The organism is Pseudomonas sp. LAMO17WK12:I1 (assembly GCF_900177315.1).
GTDB classification, from domain to species: Bacteria; Pseudomonadota; Gammaproteobacteria; order Pseudomonadales; family Pseudomonadaceae; genus Aquipseudomonas; species Aquipseudomonas marginalis.
This window is the reverse complement of record NZ_FWZV01000010.1, coordinates 1-15,080: the sequence shown is the minus strand read 5'-3', so window position 1 is coordinate 15,080 and position 15,080 is coordinate 1. Positions and strand designations below refer to the sequence as shown.

Sequence of the window (15,080 nt, the reverse complement as noted above, 5' to 3'; positions counted from 1 at the left end):
CTTTGCTTCATTCGATTCGTGACATACCGCGTCGCCGCGCATGATCCGCCCATCTCAAATACATTGGCGGATGCACCTCATGGAACAGTCACTCAAACATTTGCGCTTCCCCCTGGCGATCCTGGCCGTGGTGGTGATGAGCGCGTGCGGCAAGACCCCGGACCAAGCGGCCGCCATGCCACCGGCAAAAGTCAGCGTGGCCAAGGTGCTTGAGCAGCCGGTCAACGAGTGGGATGAATTCACCGGTCGCCTGGAAGCGCCCGAAACCGTACAGATTCGTCCACGGGTGTCTGGCCAGATTGACCAAGTCGCTTTCACCGAAGGCGCCTTGGTCAAGAAAGGCGACCTGCTGTTCCAGATCGACCCGCGTCCGTTCCAGGCCGAAGTGCGCCGCCTGGAAGCCCAACTGGCTCAAACCAAAGCCGCCGCCACCCGCAGCGATAACGAAGCCCAGCGCGGCGAACGCCTGCGCCAGAGCAATGCGATCTCCGCCGAACTGGCCGACTCGCGCACCACCGCCGCCCAGGAAGCCCGCGCCGCCGTCGCCGGGATCCAGGCGCAGTTGGACCTGGCCAAGCTGAACCTGAGTTTTACCCGCGTGACCTCGCCGATCAGCGGCCGTGTCAGCCGTGCCGAAATCACCGCCGGCAACCTGGTGACCGCCGACGTTACCGCGCTGACCAGCGTGGTCTCCACCGACAAGGTCTACGCCTACTTCGACGCCGATGAACGTGTGTACCTCAAGTACACCGAACTGGCTCGCCAAGGCCGCCGTGGCGCCACCACCCCGGTGTACCTGGGCCTGTCGAATGAAACCGGTAACCCGCACCTCGGCCAGATGAACTTCGTCGACAACCAGGTCAACCCGGCCACCGGCACCATCCGTGGGCGCGCCGTGTTCGATAACAGCAAGGGCGAATACACCCCTGGCCTGTATGCGCGCCTGAAGCTGGTCGGCAGCGGCACCTACTCCGCCGTGCTGATCAACGACGAGGCCGTCGGCACCGACCTGGGCAAGAAGTTCGTGCTGGTGATGGAAGGCGACAAGCCGGCGTATCGCGCGGTGGAACTGGGGCCGAAGATCGAAGGCCTGCGCATCGTGCGCAGCGGCCTGAACAAGGACGACACCATTATCGTCAAGGGCCTGCAACGCGCGCGCCCCGGCTCGCCGGTCGCCCCGGAAACCATTCCGATGGCCAGCAAGGAAACCCTCGCCGCCTTGGCCCAACAACGACAAGCGCTTGAAGCCAGCAACCTGGAGCAAGTGGCGCCGGAAAAAACCGCGCCCAAGCTCGCAGCCGTTGCGTCTCCACGCGGTTAAGGGATACGACTCAAGATGAATTTTTCCAAGTTCTTCATTTCACGGCCGATCTTCGCAGCGGTGCTGTCGCTGCTGATCCTGATCGCCGGTGCGATCTCGCTGTTCCAATTGCCGATCAGCGAATACCCGGAAGTCGTGCCGCCGACCGTGGTGGTACGCGCCAACTTCCCGGGCGCCAACCCCAAGGTCATCGGTGAAACCGTGGCCGCGCCGCTGGAGCAAGCCATCACCGGCGTCGAGGGCATGCTGTACATGTCCTCGCAATCGACGGCCGACGGCAAGCTGACCCTGACCATCACCTTCGCCCTGGGCACCGACCTGGACAATGCGCAGGTGCAGGTGCAAAACCGGGTGACACGGACTCAGCCAAAACTGCCTGAGGAAGTGACGCGCATCGGTATCACCGTGGACAAGGCCTCCCCCGACCTGACCATGGTGGTGCACTTGACCTCCCCGGATCAGCGCTACGACATGCTGTACCTGTCCAACTACGCGATCCTCAATATCAAGGATGAACTGGCCCGCCTGGGCGGCGTCGGCGACGTGCAGTTGTTCGGCATGGGCGACTACTCCCTGCGTGTCTGGCTGGATCCGAACAAGACCGCCTCGCGCAACCTGACTGCGACCGATGTGGTCACCGCGATCCGCGAGCAGAACCGCCAGGTGGCAGCCGGTGCCCTGGGCGCCCAGCCTGCACCGTCGGACACCAGCTTCCAGTTGTCGGTGAACACCCAGGGCCGCCTGGTCACCGAGGAAGAGTTCGAGAACATTGTGATCCGCGCCGGCGCCAACGGTGAAATCACGCGCCTCAGGGACATCGCCCGGGTCGAGTTGGGGTCGAGCCAATACGCGCTGCGCTCGCTGATCGATAACCAGCCGGCCGTCGCAATTCCGATTTTCCAGCGCCCCGGCTCCAATGCCATCGACATCTCCAACGATGTGCGCGCCAAGATGGCCGAGCTGAAAAAGAGCTTCCCGGCCGGCATGGATTACCGCATCGCCTATGACCCGACGATCTTTGTGCGCGGTTCCATCGAAGCGGTGGTGCACACCCTGTTCGAAGCGCTGATCCTTGTGGTGCTGGTGGTGATCCTGTTCCTGCAGACCTGGCGCGCCTCGATCATTCCGTTGGTGGCGGTGCCGGTCTCGTTGATCGGGACCTTTGCGGTGATGCACCTGTTCGGCTTCTCCCTCAACGCGCTGTCGCTGTTCGGATTGGTACTGGCCATCGGTATCGTGGTGGACGACGCTATCGTGGTGGTGGAGAACGTCGAACGTAACATCGAGCTGGGCCTGGAGCCGTTCCCGGCGACTGAAAAAGCCATGAGCGAAGTGACCGGCCCGATCATCGCCACGGCGCTGGTGCTGTGTGCGGTGTTCATTCCAGCGGCGTTTATCAGTGGCTTGACCGGGCAGTTCTACAAACAGTTCGCCTTGACCATTGCGATCTCGACGGTGATCTCGGCGTTTAACTCGCTGACCCTGTCCCCTGCCCTGGCCGCCGTGTTGCTGCGCGGTCACGATGCACCGAAGGATCGTTTCTCGAAGGTCCTCGACAAGCTCCTCGGTGGCTGGCTGTTCCGTCCCTTCAACCGCTTTTTCGAAAAGTCCAGCCATGGCTACGTGGGTACCGTACGCCGGGTGATTCGCGGCACGGGCATTGCCCTGTTCGTGTACGCCGGCCTGATGGTGCTGACCTTCTTCGGGTTTGCCCACACCCCGACCGGTTTCGTACCGGCCCAGGACAAGCAATATCTGGTGGCCTTCGCCCAACTGCCCGATGCTGCGAGCCTGGACCGCACCGAAAACGTGATGAAGCGCATGTCGGAGATCGCCCTGAAGCAGCCCGGTGTGGAAGCTGCGATTGCGTTCCCTGGCCTGTCGATCAACGGGTTCACCAACAGCCCGAACAGCGGCATCGTGTTCGTGACCTTGAAGCCGTTCGATGAGCGTAAAGACCCGAGCATGTCCGCCGGTGCGATTGCCGGTGCGCTGAACGGCCAATACGCCAACATCGAAGAAGCCTACATGGCGATCTTCCCACCGCCGCCGGTACAGGGCCTGGGCACCATCGGCGGGTTCCGCCTGCAGATCGAAGACCGTGGCAACCTCGGCTATGACGAGCTGTACAAAGAAGTGCAGAACGTCATCACCAAGAGCCGTGGCGTGCCCGAGTTGTTCGGCCTGTTCACCAGCTACACGGTCAACGTGCCCCAAGTCGATGCCGCCATCGACCGCGAAAAGGCCAAGACCCACGGCGTGGCGATCAGCGACATCTTCGACACCCTGCAGGTCTACCTGGGTTCCTTGTATGCCAACGACTTCAACCGCTTCGGGCGTACCTACCAGGTCAACGTGCAGGCTGAACAACAGTTCCGCCAGGACGCCGACCAGATCGGCCAGCTGAAAGTACGCAACAACAAGGGCGAGATGATCCCGCTGGCGACCTTTATCAAGGTCAGCGACACCTCGGGGCCGGACCGCGTGATGCACTACAACGGCTTTATCACCGCTGAAATCAACGGCAACGCGGCACCGGGCTACAGCTCCGGCCAGGCCCAGGCGGCGATTGAAAAACTGTTGAAGGATGAACTGCCCAACGGCATGACTTACGAGTGGACCGACCTGACCTATCAGCAAATCCTCTCGGGCAACACCGCGCTGTTCGTGTTCCCGCTCTGCGTACTGCTGGCGTTCCTGGTCCTGGCCGCCCAATACGAAAGCTGGAGCCTGCCGCTGGCGGTGATCCTGATCGTCCCGATGACGCTGCTGTCGGCCATTACCGGGGTAATCATCTCGGGTAGCGACAACAACATCTTCACCCAGATCGGCCTGATCGTACTGGTGGGCCTGGCGTGCAAGAACGCGATTCTGATCGTCGAGTTCGCCAAGGACAAACAGCAGGAAGGCCTCGACCCGCTCGCTGCGGTACTGGAAGCCTGCCGCCTGCGTCTGCGGCCGATCCTGATGACCTCGTTCGCCTTCATCATGGGTGTGGTGCCACTGGTGTTGTCCAGCGGCGCCGGTGCCGAGATGCGTCATGCCATGGGCGTGGCGGTGTTCTCCGGGATGATCGGGGTGACCTTCTTCGGTCTGTTGCTGACACCAGTGTTCTACGTACTGATCCGTCGCTATGTGGAGCGCAGCGAAGCGCGCAAAGCGGCCAAGGCCTTGAAGCTGGAGACACAGCAATGAGTGTGAAAGTATTCCTGCCGAGCTTGCTGGTCCTGGCGCTGAGCGCCTGTGCCGTGGGCCCGGACTACAAGACCCAGACCCCGGAGGCGGCGAACATCACCGCCGCCGCGGACGCCAAGCAGTATGACCACGCCAAGTTCGAAGGCATCTGGTGGCAGCAGTTCGACGACCCGACCCTCAACCAGCTGGTCACGCAATCGCTGCAAGGTAACCGTGATCTGCGCGTGGCGTTTGCCCGTCTGCGTGCTGCCCGTGCAATCCGCGATGACGCCAGCAATGACGCCATGCCGACGATTACCAGCCGCGTCAGCAGCGACCAGGGCAAGGGCCAGATCCCCGGCCAGACCACCAGCCGGGTCAAGACCGAGCGGTACGACCTGGGCCTGGACATGGCCTGGGAACTGGACCTGTTCGGGCGCATCCAGCGCAACCTGGAAGCCACCGATGCCGACCAGCAAGCCGCCGAGGCCGACCTGTACCAACTGCAAGTCACCCTGATTGCCGAACTGGTAGACGCCTACGGTCAACTGCGCGGCGCGCAACTGCGTGAACGCATCGCCCTCGACAACCTGAAGAACCAGCAGGACTCGCGCACCATCACCGTCAGCCTGCGGGATGCCGGTGTGGGTGACCAACTCGACGTGGAGCGTGCCGACGCACGCCTCGCCGCAGTGGAAGCCAGCGTGCCGCAACTGCAGGCCGAACAGGTGCGTGAGCGCAACCGCATCGCCACCCTCCTCGGCCAGCGTCCCGACAAGCTGACCGTGGACCTGAGCCCGAAAGACCTGCCGGCGATTGCCAAGGCGTTGCCGATCGGCGACCCGGGGCAACTGCTGCAACGGCGCCCGGACATCCTCAGCGCCGAACGCAAACTGGCCGCCGCCACCGCGCGTATCGGCGTGGCCAAGGCCGACCTGTTCCCACGGGTCAGCCTCAGCGGGTTCCTCGGCTTCACCGCCGGACGCGGTTCGCAGATCGGCTCATCCGCCGCGAATGCCTGGGCCCTGGGCCCGAGCATCACCTGGGCCGCCTTCGACCTGGGCAGCGTACGCGCCCGTCTGCGTGGCGCAGACGCCGAAGCCGATGGCGCCCTGGCGACCTACGAGCAGCAAGTACTGCTGGCGCTGGAAGAGTCCGAAAATGCCTTCAGCGATTACGGCAAGCGTCAGCAACGCCTGGTCTCGCTGATCCGCCAAAGCGAATCCAGCCGCGCCGCCGCCGACCTCGCCGCGATCCGCTACCGCGAAGGCACCGTGGACTTCCTCGTCCTGCTCGACGCCCAACGGGAACGCCTGGCCGCCGAAGACTCCCAGGCCCAGGCCGAAGTGGACCTGTATCGCGGAATCGTGGCGATCTACAAGGCGCTGGGGGGTGGCTGGAAGCCGGACACCGTCGTGGCGACTGCCCAGTAACGTAAAGAGCTCCTTTGGTTGGTCGCATCCAGCCAATTTTTAGCCCCGTAGCCTATTTGGTTATGGGGCTTTTTTTGTTTGGAGCGTCCTAAAATGTTGAAAGTTACTTCTGTAAGCGAAACAAGAAGTCCTTCGTAGGTCACTTCCTAATACCGCGCTGCGCCTGGCAATCAGGAGTACATGCTTTTTATTGCGGCTGCCATTTCTTCTATTATCGAAGCACTGATACATAAAATCGCAATGTGTGCATTTGCGTTATACCGGCAAGATGGTCTTTACTCTAGGAGTCGCTGATTAGTTCAGAAATTTCGCGGATCCTCACCGACAAATCAGGCTATCCCGCGTGGTTCTGGACCGAAATATAATCAGCGACCGTTTAATCTAAGCTTGACACTACCTTACCGATTAACCAATGAGAGAATATAAAATGAAAAATGAAGACATGATTGAATACACTCTAGAGTCAGACAATGCCTTCGCCGCCCAGAATGAAAGTGAAGACGTCTCTTTCTTCATGGACGCGGCAGATGATGAATTAATGCTTCAGGCTGTTTTTAGCCGCTGTTAATAGTTCGCTAGGACTATTACAAGAAAGGTCATTCATTATGAGTGACCTTTTTAAAAAACAACAGCAACCCATAAAGCAAGGATTATCCCCTTGTCAAATAAAAATATAATTCATCTTGAGAGCATTAATGCTAGCGATTCCATAGCATTCCAAAAGAACTATCTCATGAATGAAAAGCCAGTCATTATAAAAGGAATGGGCAAGGATTGGCCTGCAGTTAGACGTTGGTCCGCTACTTTTTTTAAAAACACCTATGGGCACATTAAAGTGCCTGTCTGCTACTACAAGACAAAACAGCAAGAGCGCTACAGAGACCAAGTTAAAATACCTCTAAAGGAATATATATGCTTAGCAGAAAAAAACAACCACATCGACAGTGACGTCGAGTTACCATATTTGGGCGGATGGATCTATTACGAAGAGTTCCCTGAGCTTTTAGATGATATAGATATGATGCTGCCTTGTTTTCCTGATAACTGGCTATACAAACTGCCACCTTCAATCTCAATACCACCGACAAACTTAATCATCGGATATAAAAATGTATCAAGTCCACTCCATACAGATTCATTTTTCGTTAATTCTGTATTAACCATGATTGTGGGTGAAAAAAAAGCACGCATGGTGTCGCCATCCCATACATTTGCAGTTTCAAATGGACAAGATTTATTTAACCCCGAAATTGCTAAGCAAGTGCTCAAGCAAGGTGCAGATATTTTTGAAGGTACAATATCGGAAGGTGATGCATTTTATATCCCGCCTGGGTGGTGGCATAACGTAATCAACTGCGGCTTCACTATCGCCGTACAAAACTTACATGTAGACACTTATAGATTTCCACTTTTTGAACAGCAAATACGCGGATTAGTTTTACCCATATTAACTAAAATCGAAAATTTAGGAAGGGAGGCCAGAGAAGAACTATTCAAAGCAGAAAAAGCACTTCCCCCCCCTTTATCTCATCAGATTGGATGTTTTATTGAACATGAAAAAAACTATATTACGCGCCTTAAAGATTCAGCAAAAAGGTCTGAAGATTTTCTAAGCAGCTATTATTTAAATAACTCTAGCAGCTAAATAAAAAATCACTCACAAAGCTTAAACCAACAAAACATTGATTATATATTTTTTGCACATATTTTTTCAAAAAACACAAACAACTAGAGCCGAAGAAAAATTAAAATTTAACATCCCTATAAAACTGGCACCGAGAAACCAAGGAGGCTTTATGGAGGAGAACAATAAGTTAATTAGAATTGCTGTGGATGCAGCTCCTGGATCATTGAGGTCTCCTCGTAACTATGGAGCTCTACAATTAGCAAGTTTGGGAGCGCTACCTCCACGAGCACCATTGTCTACACCACTCCCAAACGTGAGCATAGAGGGCGGCTGTGATATAAATATTAGAGATGAGGGGCATACATATACTCTTTCCCCCAGAGTCAATAGTAGCTGTAAAGATAATATTTCAGGGAAAGACTATTTGAACGGGCTTAATTTCCTAGCTAGTCATGATGTTATTGTCCGCCATCTAATCATGACTAAAGCAAAGTTAGGATTAACACAAGATGGCAGTGCTATTATCAGATTCCAGGAAAAAGTTCCAGCGTTTGAAGGGTTGCTATCATCCCCTGCCTGGATACCGTTCCGTGGTGATAAATGGCCGGGAGCACGGCAAATTCGTGAAATTTCCCCTAATCGCTGGGAGGCCTTTTGCCCCTACAATAGAACCCCCTCTATTCTTATAGAAGTTGTTCGTAACGCTGAAGAAAATGTCATTCTTTACGAAAAAGGAATTATTAATCAAACTGCAGACACCGCGACCCCATTTAACTCAACCCCATCAGCAAATGGACAGCGTATCATTAAAAAAACCTCTCTTAGAGGTATTCTTGTTTTTTCAGGTGAGCTTGGCGGAGATGACAAAAGATCACTTCGAATAGAAATAAAAAATATTTTAAAAAATACCAACTGCGGAGAACATGTAGGTTGGGCAAAAGCATCGACACCCTCTGATGATCCAGCGCCACTAAAAAATTTAATAACTCTAGATTGGTCTCCTATAGCAGCGAGAAACGGTCTTATTCTAGCATTTCCCGATTATTACCCTAACGCTACAGTTGCTTGGTCTATTGCGACGACACTTCATAAATACGGTATACCTTGCACTCCCGTTTCTGACAGTTATTCAAATCCTAAAGTTAAAGCCGCTATGCGACTAATGATCGTTTCAGGCCCAACCGATGATGCTTGGAGTAGATACGCGTCATTAACATTATGTCCCGCCTGGCGAAGCGAATCAAAAGCTCAAAGACTATATGTAAGCATATTAAAATCATCTGTATTTAACAGTACACACAAAAAATTGCTCGATGACTTATTAGACGATTTATGTCCAAGCGTGATGATTGGTGCCATTCCAAGTATCTGCTTGAGCAATGTTAATTTTAAAAATTAATATGCCTGCCGAGGCCAACAAGTTAACGTGAGTCGCGTTATGAACATAATAAACACAAAAGTAGACCTACATATCCCCCCGCTAAATAGCTCGAGCAAAGTTTGTAAAGATATAATCAAAACTTTTGGCCTCTCTGAAGAAGGGTGGATGGAGTCATTATCAAATTTGGATATTCCTGCAGATGGAATTATTCTAATAACGGGCGCAAGCGGAGTAGGTAAAAGCTTGCTATTAAAAAATATATCCCAGCACTTTCCAACAACAATAAAAATCCCAACTCACATTGACGAAGATAAATCTATCGCAGAAATTATTTCTTATGAAGATGCAGGGGAAGTCATTCGTTATCTTTCAAAATTTGGGTTGGGAGAACCACGTATTCTTATTGGTACTTTCTCTCAACTATCTGATGGACAAAAAGAACGCTTCCTTATTGCTTCAGCTTTACTCCAAGGAATAGGGCCACTTATCCTTGACGAGTTCACTACACGATTAGACAGACGTACAGCCCAGATTGTCGCTATAAATTTAGGGAAAATTCTTCGCTCCAATAAACAAAGTGCTTTCATTGCAAGTTGTCACGATGACATCGTCGATTTTTTAAAGCCAGATGTCCACATTGAGCTTCACTCAAATGGAAAACATTGTGTTCTTAATAAAAAAATAAAAAGCACCAGCATATTAGAAAGCCTAGAAATAGAAATTAAAAAAGGCACTATAGACGACTACAAAAAACTTTCTCGTTATCATTATGAAAATGACAACCCGAATGATATTAATACATTAGCCCCTCTAGTTGATCATATTGTCGCCGCTTACTCTAAAGGAGAGCTGATTGGTGTTAATCTATGTATTCGTCCATGGCCAAAAGCATTTGAGATATTTCCTGAGTTCTCAGAAATAAATAAATATATATTGCAATCATTTCGCGTTATTGTACATCCACAGTTTCGTGGCATTGGACTAACTAAGGCACTAGATGTAATTCCCAATACAAATACAAAAATACTATTATCGTGGTCTGCATTCTCTTCATATTACTCCTTCCCTATTCTTGCAAGCTATCAGCGATTAAATAGCCCATTTGAAATAATGAGTCACGAAGAGACCTTGCTTCAAACATTTGTTGAACCACGACAAAAAAACAAAGAAAAACCGCTTCACCTAATTACGGAGTGCAGTCAACTTTTGCAAGAGCTCACAAATGAAGAAAAAGAAAAATTGAAGACACTAATTGTAAATGCCGCAAGTGAAAAAAGTTTGCGTCTAACTCTCTTCCAAAGAAAAATATCTGGCTTGGATACCTCCGTTGAATCCATTAACTTTATTAGGTCTATCTTTCTAAAACTTTACTCAAAATCCAGTAGTACTGTTTTACCCATGCTGTTAGCTGAAACCGTTTATAGACCGATGGCTATGTTTTTTAAACACACAGGCGATGCGAATATAACAGAGGACTCCTCCCTTGCTTAAAAAAGAGAACCGATGGGTATTGCGTGGCGATGTTGTTGTTCTTAGCGAAGGCAATCAACTAAAATTTGTCGCAGAGAACGGCATAAAAAGCATCAAGGCACATAATTCCAACATCACTAAACTACTCCATCTACTTAGTACAACAGGAGTCGCGCTGGAGTTCGATAAGAGTCTAGAAGGAAATTTTCTTCAAGAACTAATGAATGCTAATCTCATTCATACTGCCCCTCCTTATGGGTTGACTCCGTTACAGAATATACAATGGTCGTGGAATGAAGCTGTTGCACCAAACCAAGAAATGAGTCAACAGCTAAAAAAATCATCAATAGTAGTTGTTGGATGCGGCGGCACCGGATCTTTAGTTGCACAAAGCCTTGCAGGTTCAGGTGTAGGTTCTTTTGTTTTGATTGATTTTGACAAAGTACAAATGAACAATCTTAATCGTCAATTTGTTTTTAGCGCACAAGATATCGGTCAATATAAGGCCAATATACTTGCCAAGCAGCTAAGAGAGAATCAAAAAGTAGTAAATGCCAAACCTGTTATATCCGAGATAACATCCAGCACACAGCTAGCAAAGTTAGCTGCGGGAGCGGATTTAATAATCTGTTGTGCTGATGAACCTAAGGGAGCCATTCAGAGTTACGTTGCTAACGCAGCAGTAAAAGCAGGGACGTCAGCGCTGTTCGGTGCCGTTGGTATTAACAACGGTATACTTGGACCGCTTCTCAAAGATATATCTTCATTTCAAAACTATCTACGCTGGATTGGAGAGATACACAGAGTTTGTGGGCAAATAATTATTCCTGCACGTTTTCCATCCAATGGAATCACAAACTCGATTATTGCCAACCTTATAGCCTGGGAAGCTTTTCAATATTTGGCAAAAATTGGCCCTTCAAAAGTAGATGCATGCATCTTAAACTTAAACTTCAAATCTTTCGAACTTACAAAAAAACAGGTATTTAAATAAAAATGGACGCTTCTAAATTTCCAAATAATAAAAACGACAACCTATATTACTCTTTATCAATTTTTATGAATCTTGATGTCCAAAGAAGCCTGTTTGTCCTTTACCTGCTGCAACTTGGAATCACACAAGGAGAAATAGGAATTCTTCAATCTTTTTTATTCTTCTCTTCCGTAGCGTTAGAAATCCCATCCGGTTTGCTCGCGGATCGATATGGTCGTAAATATTCTCTCATACTCGGCTTTTTAGGGCTATTTATAAGCGGCATTGGATTTCTGCTATTTTCCTCCTTTATTCCTTTCGCCATAATATTTTGTCTGTTCGGCGCCAGCATTGCCATGGGCTCCGGTTCGGACAGGGCATTACTGTATGATAACTTACTGGCCCAGCATCGCGCCGAAGAGTATCCTAAAATACTCTCACGCGCCCGTGCCATTGGTGCGATTTCATTAGGCTTATCTATGCTGCTTGGTGGCGTATTACAAGACACATGGTCTTGGAACAGTGTTTATATTTGTTTTGCGGCATCAAAGCTCATTGGAGCTGTTGTTGTGACATTCATTCCCGAAATGAAGCTCCCGGCGTTCTCACTGAATTTGAATAAAAAAAGTCACAAAATTAATGAAAAAACGGAGGGACATCTCACCTTGCTGATTAATTTTTTTCGGTCTAAAAAAGGCGCATTTCTTATACCTTTGTTTATTGGATATGCTTTATTCGAGCTTTCAACGATCCCCTTGTTCATCTATGGCCAACCCTTTTTTTCCATGCGGGGTTTAGAGGTACCTATCATCGCTGGCATTTATGCTGCTGTTGAAGCCCTATCGGCATTAATGTTCATGGCTGCTGGCTTTTTTTGTTCTCGTTTTTCTCTCGGCATAATTGCTTTCTCTACCACCCTTATTGCCACCTTTCTTCTTTTCATTCTTTCATTGAATATCGGTACAACCACTTCGGTCGCGAGCTTCCTTCTAATCATGTCGCTCCCTGCCATATATGAAACCTCATACGAAACCTATATTCATGAAAATATTGAGTCACACATCCGAGCATCGTGTCTCTCTGTTGCGAACCTGATTAACTCAGTTATTATCGGTATCTCCTATACTGTTTTCGGCGGTTTGCTGGATGCATATGGTTTTTCGGTGACGTTGATCATCGTTGCAGTCTCCTGTTTTGTTGGTTTATTGGGTGTAAGTACAACATTGCTGTCAAGTGGGCAAAAAGACCATTTAAAAAAACAAGAAGCTTGAATCGTCCCAGGTTTTCCACGGGGCAGTCGAGTCGTTGAACTATCGTGGTTTTAAACGGCAAATTTCAGCCAAGCCGTTGCTTCCCCAGGTGCATTCAAACATGCGCTTCAGTGCCACTTGAACACCTCTTGAACGACATCGCTGACAGACCGTGGAGCGTGAGGCCCGTGCCTCCCAGGCCGGGGGACCCGCTCCAGCACCTGGACGATGTTGCCCGTCTGGTCGTGGCGCATCAGTACAAAGCGCGGCAAAGGAGCGCTGCTGACTGCACGCTTGCGAATAATCCTGACGGGCAATTGTTCGGTAATTACACCACCTGTGGCCTTGGCCTTGTCCAGCGCCTGTTGAATCGCTTTCACATTTTCCTCGTACAAGGGCCGGTTGTTTTGTAAGCGCTCCATGAACCCCACATTCAAAGTCACCATCTGATCCCCGATGCTGTGCTCCCGATTCCTTTCCGGAGCCAGCACCTCATGATGCGTCCCGACGCAAAAGTCGAAAAAGTCTATCTCTACCCCAAACCCGTCGACTTCCGAAAATCCATCGATGGCCTAGCCGCTCTGGTCGAACTGGACATTAAGGTCGCGGTGTTTGACCCGGTACTTTTCGTGTTCCTCAACAAGCCTCGAAACCGAGTGAAAATTTTGTATTGGGAGCGTAACGGTTTTTGCCTTTGGCTAAAGCGGCTGGAGTCCGAGCGCTTCAAAACATCGCCGGATTGTTCGGATGAAGCCATCGTGCTGACGGTTCAAGAACTCAACTGGTTATTGGATGGTTTTGATTTGTGGCGCAACCGCCCGCATCAAGTTTTGACGCCTCGATTTGTCGCCTGATTCGGTATAATCCAGGGCATGATTTCCATGCCCAAAGACCTTCCTGACGACCCTGCTTTGCTCAAGCAACTGCTTGAGCAAATGCTGAGTGAGCGCGAGTCGGATAAGGGCAAGATCGTTCATCTCGAAGAAGAAAACGCGTTGTTGCGTCAGCGCCTTTTCGGGCGTAAGTCAGAGCAGACAGCCGATCCCGCGACCCCGCAAATGGCCTTGTTCAACGAAGTTGAAAGCGTGGCCGAGTCTGTCGACGAAACGGTGGAAGAAGAGGTTGTCGCTCCGACCAAACATCGCGGTAAACGCAAGCCTCTGCCCGCCGATCTTCCGCGCATCGACGTCATCCACGAACTGCCCGAGCACGAACTGACCTGCGCCTGCGGTTGCCGCAAGCACACCATTGGTGAGGAAATCAGCGAGCAGCTGGAGATCGTGCCGATGCAAATCCGTGTGATCAAACATGTCCGCAAGATCTACGGTTGCCGCGATTGCGAGACCGCACCGGTTACCGCGGACAAGCCCGCTCAACTGATTGAAAAAAGCATGGCCAGCCCAAGTGTCCTGGCGATGCTGCTGACGACCAAATACGTCGATGGCTTACCGCTTCACCGCTTCGAAAAAGTGCTGGGCCGCCACGGTATCGATATCCCACGCCAGACCTTGGCGCGCTGGGTTATCCAGTGCGGCGAACACCTGCAACCCTTGCTCAACTTGATGCGGGATCGACTGCTGGGAAGTCGCATCATCCACTGCGACGAAACGCGTGTACAGGTGATGAAAGAGCCTGATCGAGAGCCGACCAGTCAATCCTGGATGTGGGTGCAAACCGGCGGACCGCCTAATCAGCCTGTGATCCTTTTTGACTACTCGACCAGCCGGGCGCAGGAGGTTCCGTCGCGCCTGCTCGAAGGTTATCGCGGCTACCTGATGACCGACGATTATGTTGGTTACAACGCCTTGGGCGCGCAGTCCGGTGTCGAACGTTTAGGCTGTTGGGCCCATGCACGACGCAAGTTTGTCGAGGCGCAAAAGGTGCAGCCTAAAGGTAAAACCGGGCGTGCCGATATCGCCCTGAATCTGATCAACAAGCTGTACGGTATCGAGCGAGATTTAAAAGAAGTCGGCGATGAACATCGCCACGAAAGCCGACAGCAAAACAGCTTGCCGGTGTTGGCCCAATTGCAAACATGGTTGGAGAAAACCCAGCCACAAGTGACGGCGCAAAATGCACTGGGCAAAGCCATCAGCTACTTGGCCAGCAACTGGATCAAGTTGGTGCGCTACACCGAAGCCGGATATTTGCCGATCGACAACAATGCGGCCGAGCGTGCGATCCGGCCCTTCGTGATCGGGCGCAAGAACTGGCTGTTCAGCGACACGCCCAAAGGCGCGACGGCCAGCGCTCAACTTTACAGTTTGGTCGAGACGGCTAAAGCCAACGGCCAAGAGCCCTATGCGTGGCTGCGCCACGCCCTTGAGCGCCTGCCACAGGCAACCTCGGTTGAAGATTACGAAGCCTTGCTGCCGTGGAACTGTTCGCCCGCATCGCCTAGCTAAGCGCGCCGCCTATTTTTGAACAGGTGGGGTTTATGGAGCGCTTACG

Annotated in this window: 12 protein-coding genes; 11 read left to right on the top strand and 1 reads right to left on the bottom strand. The window is 51.5% G+C overall.

The window, feature by feature from the left end; genetic code table 11:
- Nucleotides 1-79 precede the first annotated feature (79 nt).
- From mexE to B9N88_RS19455, 9 genes are all read left to right on the top strand, one after another.
- Entirely contained in the window at nucleotides 80-1,321 is a 1,242-nt protein-coding gene (gene mexE, locus B9N88_RS19480; protein ID WP_027605656.1) for a multidrug efflux RND transporter periplasmic adaptor subunit MexE, read from the top strand.
- Nucleotides 1,322-1,336: 15 nt separating this feature from the next.
- The gene (locus tag B9N88_RS19475; protein ID WP_027605655.1) at nucleotides 1,337-4,516 is read left to right on the top strand and encodes an efflux RND transporter permease subunit; all 3,180 of its coding nucleotides are present in this window, start codon (nucleotides 1,337-1,339) and stop codon (nucleotides 4,514-4,516) included.
- On the top strand, nucleotides 4,513-5,928 hold the full coding sequence (locus tag B9N88_RS19470) for an efflux transporter outer membrane subunit (protein ID WP_027605654.1): 1,416 nt from the start codon (nucleotides 4,513-4,515) through the stop codon (nucleotides 5,926-5,928). The genes B9N88_RS19475 and B9N88_RS19470 overlap by 4 nt, the downstream gene beginning before the upstream one ends.
- 427 nt (nucleotides 5,929-6,355) lie before the next feature.
- Nucleotides 6,356-6,496: a hypothetical protein gene (locus tag B9N88_RS32580; RefSeq protein WP_155954377.1), complete on the top strand. Its 141-nt coding sequence runs from the start codon at nucleotides 6,356-6,358 to the stop codon at nucleotides 6,494-6,496.
- A gap of 90 nt (nucleotides 6,497-6,586) precedes the next feature.
- Nucleotides 6,587-7,573, top strand: coding sequence for a cupin-like domain-containing protein (locus tag B9N88_RS19465; protein WP_256221192.1), 987 nt, complete (start codon nucleotides 6,587-6,589; stop codon nucleotides 7,571-7,573).
- Between the two features lie 151 nt (nucleotides 7,574-7,724).
- Nucleotides 7,725-8,954, top strand: coding sequence for a hypothetical protein (locus B9N88_RS32390; RefSeq protein WP_143491260.1), 1,230 nt, complete (start codon nucleotides 7,725-7,727; stop codon nucleotides 8,952-8,954).
- Nucleotides 8,955-8,993: 39 nt separating this feature from the next.
- A complete protein-coding gene (locus tag B9N88_RS32385) occupies nucleotides 8,994-10,427 on the top strand; it encodes a hypothetical protein (protein WP_143491259.1) in 1,434 nt (477 codons plus the stop codon).
- Complete coding sequence (locus tag B9N88_RS19460) at nucleotides 10,420-11,400, top strand: HesA/MoeB/ThiF family protein (RefSeq protein ID WP_143491258.1); 981 nt, start codon at nucleotides 10,420-10,422, stop codon at nucleotides 11,398-11,400. The genes B9N88_RS32385 and B9N88_RS19460 overlap by 8 nt, the downstream gene beginning before the upstream one ends.
- A 2-nt stretch (nucleotides 11,401-11,402) precedes the next feature.
- On the top strand, nucleotides 11,403-12,650 hold the full coding sequence (locus B9N88_RS19455; protein WP_027605653.1) for an MFS transporter: 1,248 nt from the start codon (nucleotides 11,403-11,405) through the stop codon (nucleotides 12,648-12,650).
- A 107-nt stretch (nucleotides 12,651-12,757) separates the two neighbouring features.
- On the opposite strand, the gene B9N88_RS19450 is transcribed toward B9N88_RS19455, so the two are convergent.
- Nucleotides 12,758-13,051, bottom strand: a complete 294-nt coding sequence (locus B9N88_RS19450) for a hypothetical protein (protein WP_143491257.1) — start codon at nucleotides 13,049-13,051, stop codon at nucleotides 12,758-12,760.
- 72 nt (nucleotides 13,052-13,123) lie between these two features.
- Here B9N88_RS19450 and tnpB point away from each other — a divergent pair, with 72 nt between their 5' ends.
- Both tnpB and B9N88_RS19440 read left to right on the top strand, forming a co-directional pair.
- Nucleotides 13,124-13,483: an IS66 family insertion sequence element accessory protein TnpB gene (tnpB, locus tag B9N88_RS19445; RefSeq protein WP_019412232.1), complete on the top strand. Its 360-nt coding sequence runs from the start codon at nucleotides 13,124-13,126 to the stop codon at nucleotides 13,481-13,483.
- Between the two features lie 18 nt (nucleotides 13,484-13,501).
- On the top strand, nucleotides 13,502-15,034 hold the full coding sequence (locus tag B9N88_RS19440; protein ID WP_027604575.1) for an IS66 family transposase: 1,533 nt from the start codon (nucleotides 13,502-13,504) through the stop codon (nucleotides 15,032-15,034).
- Nucleotides 15,035-15,080: the final 46 nt, after the last annotated feature.

Coding starts and splice junctions, on each gene's coding strand:
- B9N88_RS19475 (WP_027605655.1), top strand. CDS start 1,337: ATGAATTTTTCCAAGTTCTTCATTTCACGGCCGATCTTCGCAGCGGTG.
- B9N88_RS19470 (WP_027605654.1), top strand. CDS start 4,513: ATGAGTGTGAAAGTATTCCTGCCGAGCTTGCTGGTCCTGGCGCTGAGC.
- B9N88_RS19440 (WP_027604575.1), top strand. CDS start 13,502: ATGATTTCCATGCCCAAAGACCTTCCTGACGACCCTGCTTTGCTCAAG.
- B9N88_RS19450 (WP_143491257.1), bottom strand. CDS start 13,051: ATGGAGCGCTTACAAAACAACCGGCCCTTGTACGAGGAAAATGTGAAA.
- mexE (WP_027605656.1), top strand. CDS start 80: ATGGAACAGTCACTCAAACATTTGCGCTTCCCCCTGGCGATCCTGGCC.
- B9N88_RS19455 (WP_027605653.1), top strand. CDS start 11,403: ATGGACGCTTCTAAATTTCCAAATAATAAAAACGACAACCTATATTAC.
- B9N88_RS32580 (WP_155954377.1), top strand. CDS start 6,356: ATGAAAAATGAAGACATGATTGAATACACTCTAGAGTCAGACAATGCC.
- B9N88_RS32385 (WP_143491259.1), top strand. CDS start 8,994: ATGAACATAATAAACACAAAAGTAGACCTACATATCCCCCCGCTAAAT.
- tnpB (WP_019412232.1), top strand. CDS start 13,124: ATGATGCGTCCCGACGCAAAAGTCGAAAAAGTCTATCTCTACCCCAAA.
- B9N88_RS32390 (WP_143491260.1), top strand. CDS start 7,725: ATGGAGGAGAACAATAAGTTAATTAGAATTGCTGTGGATGCAGCTCCT.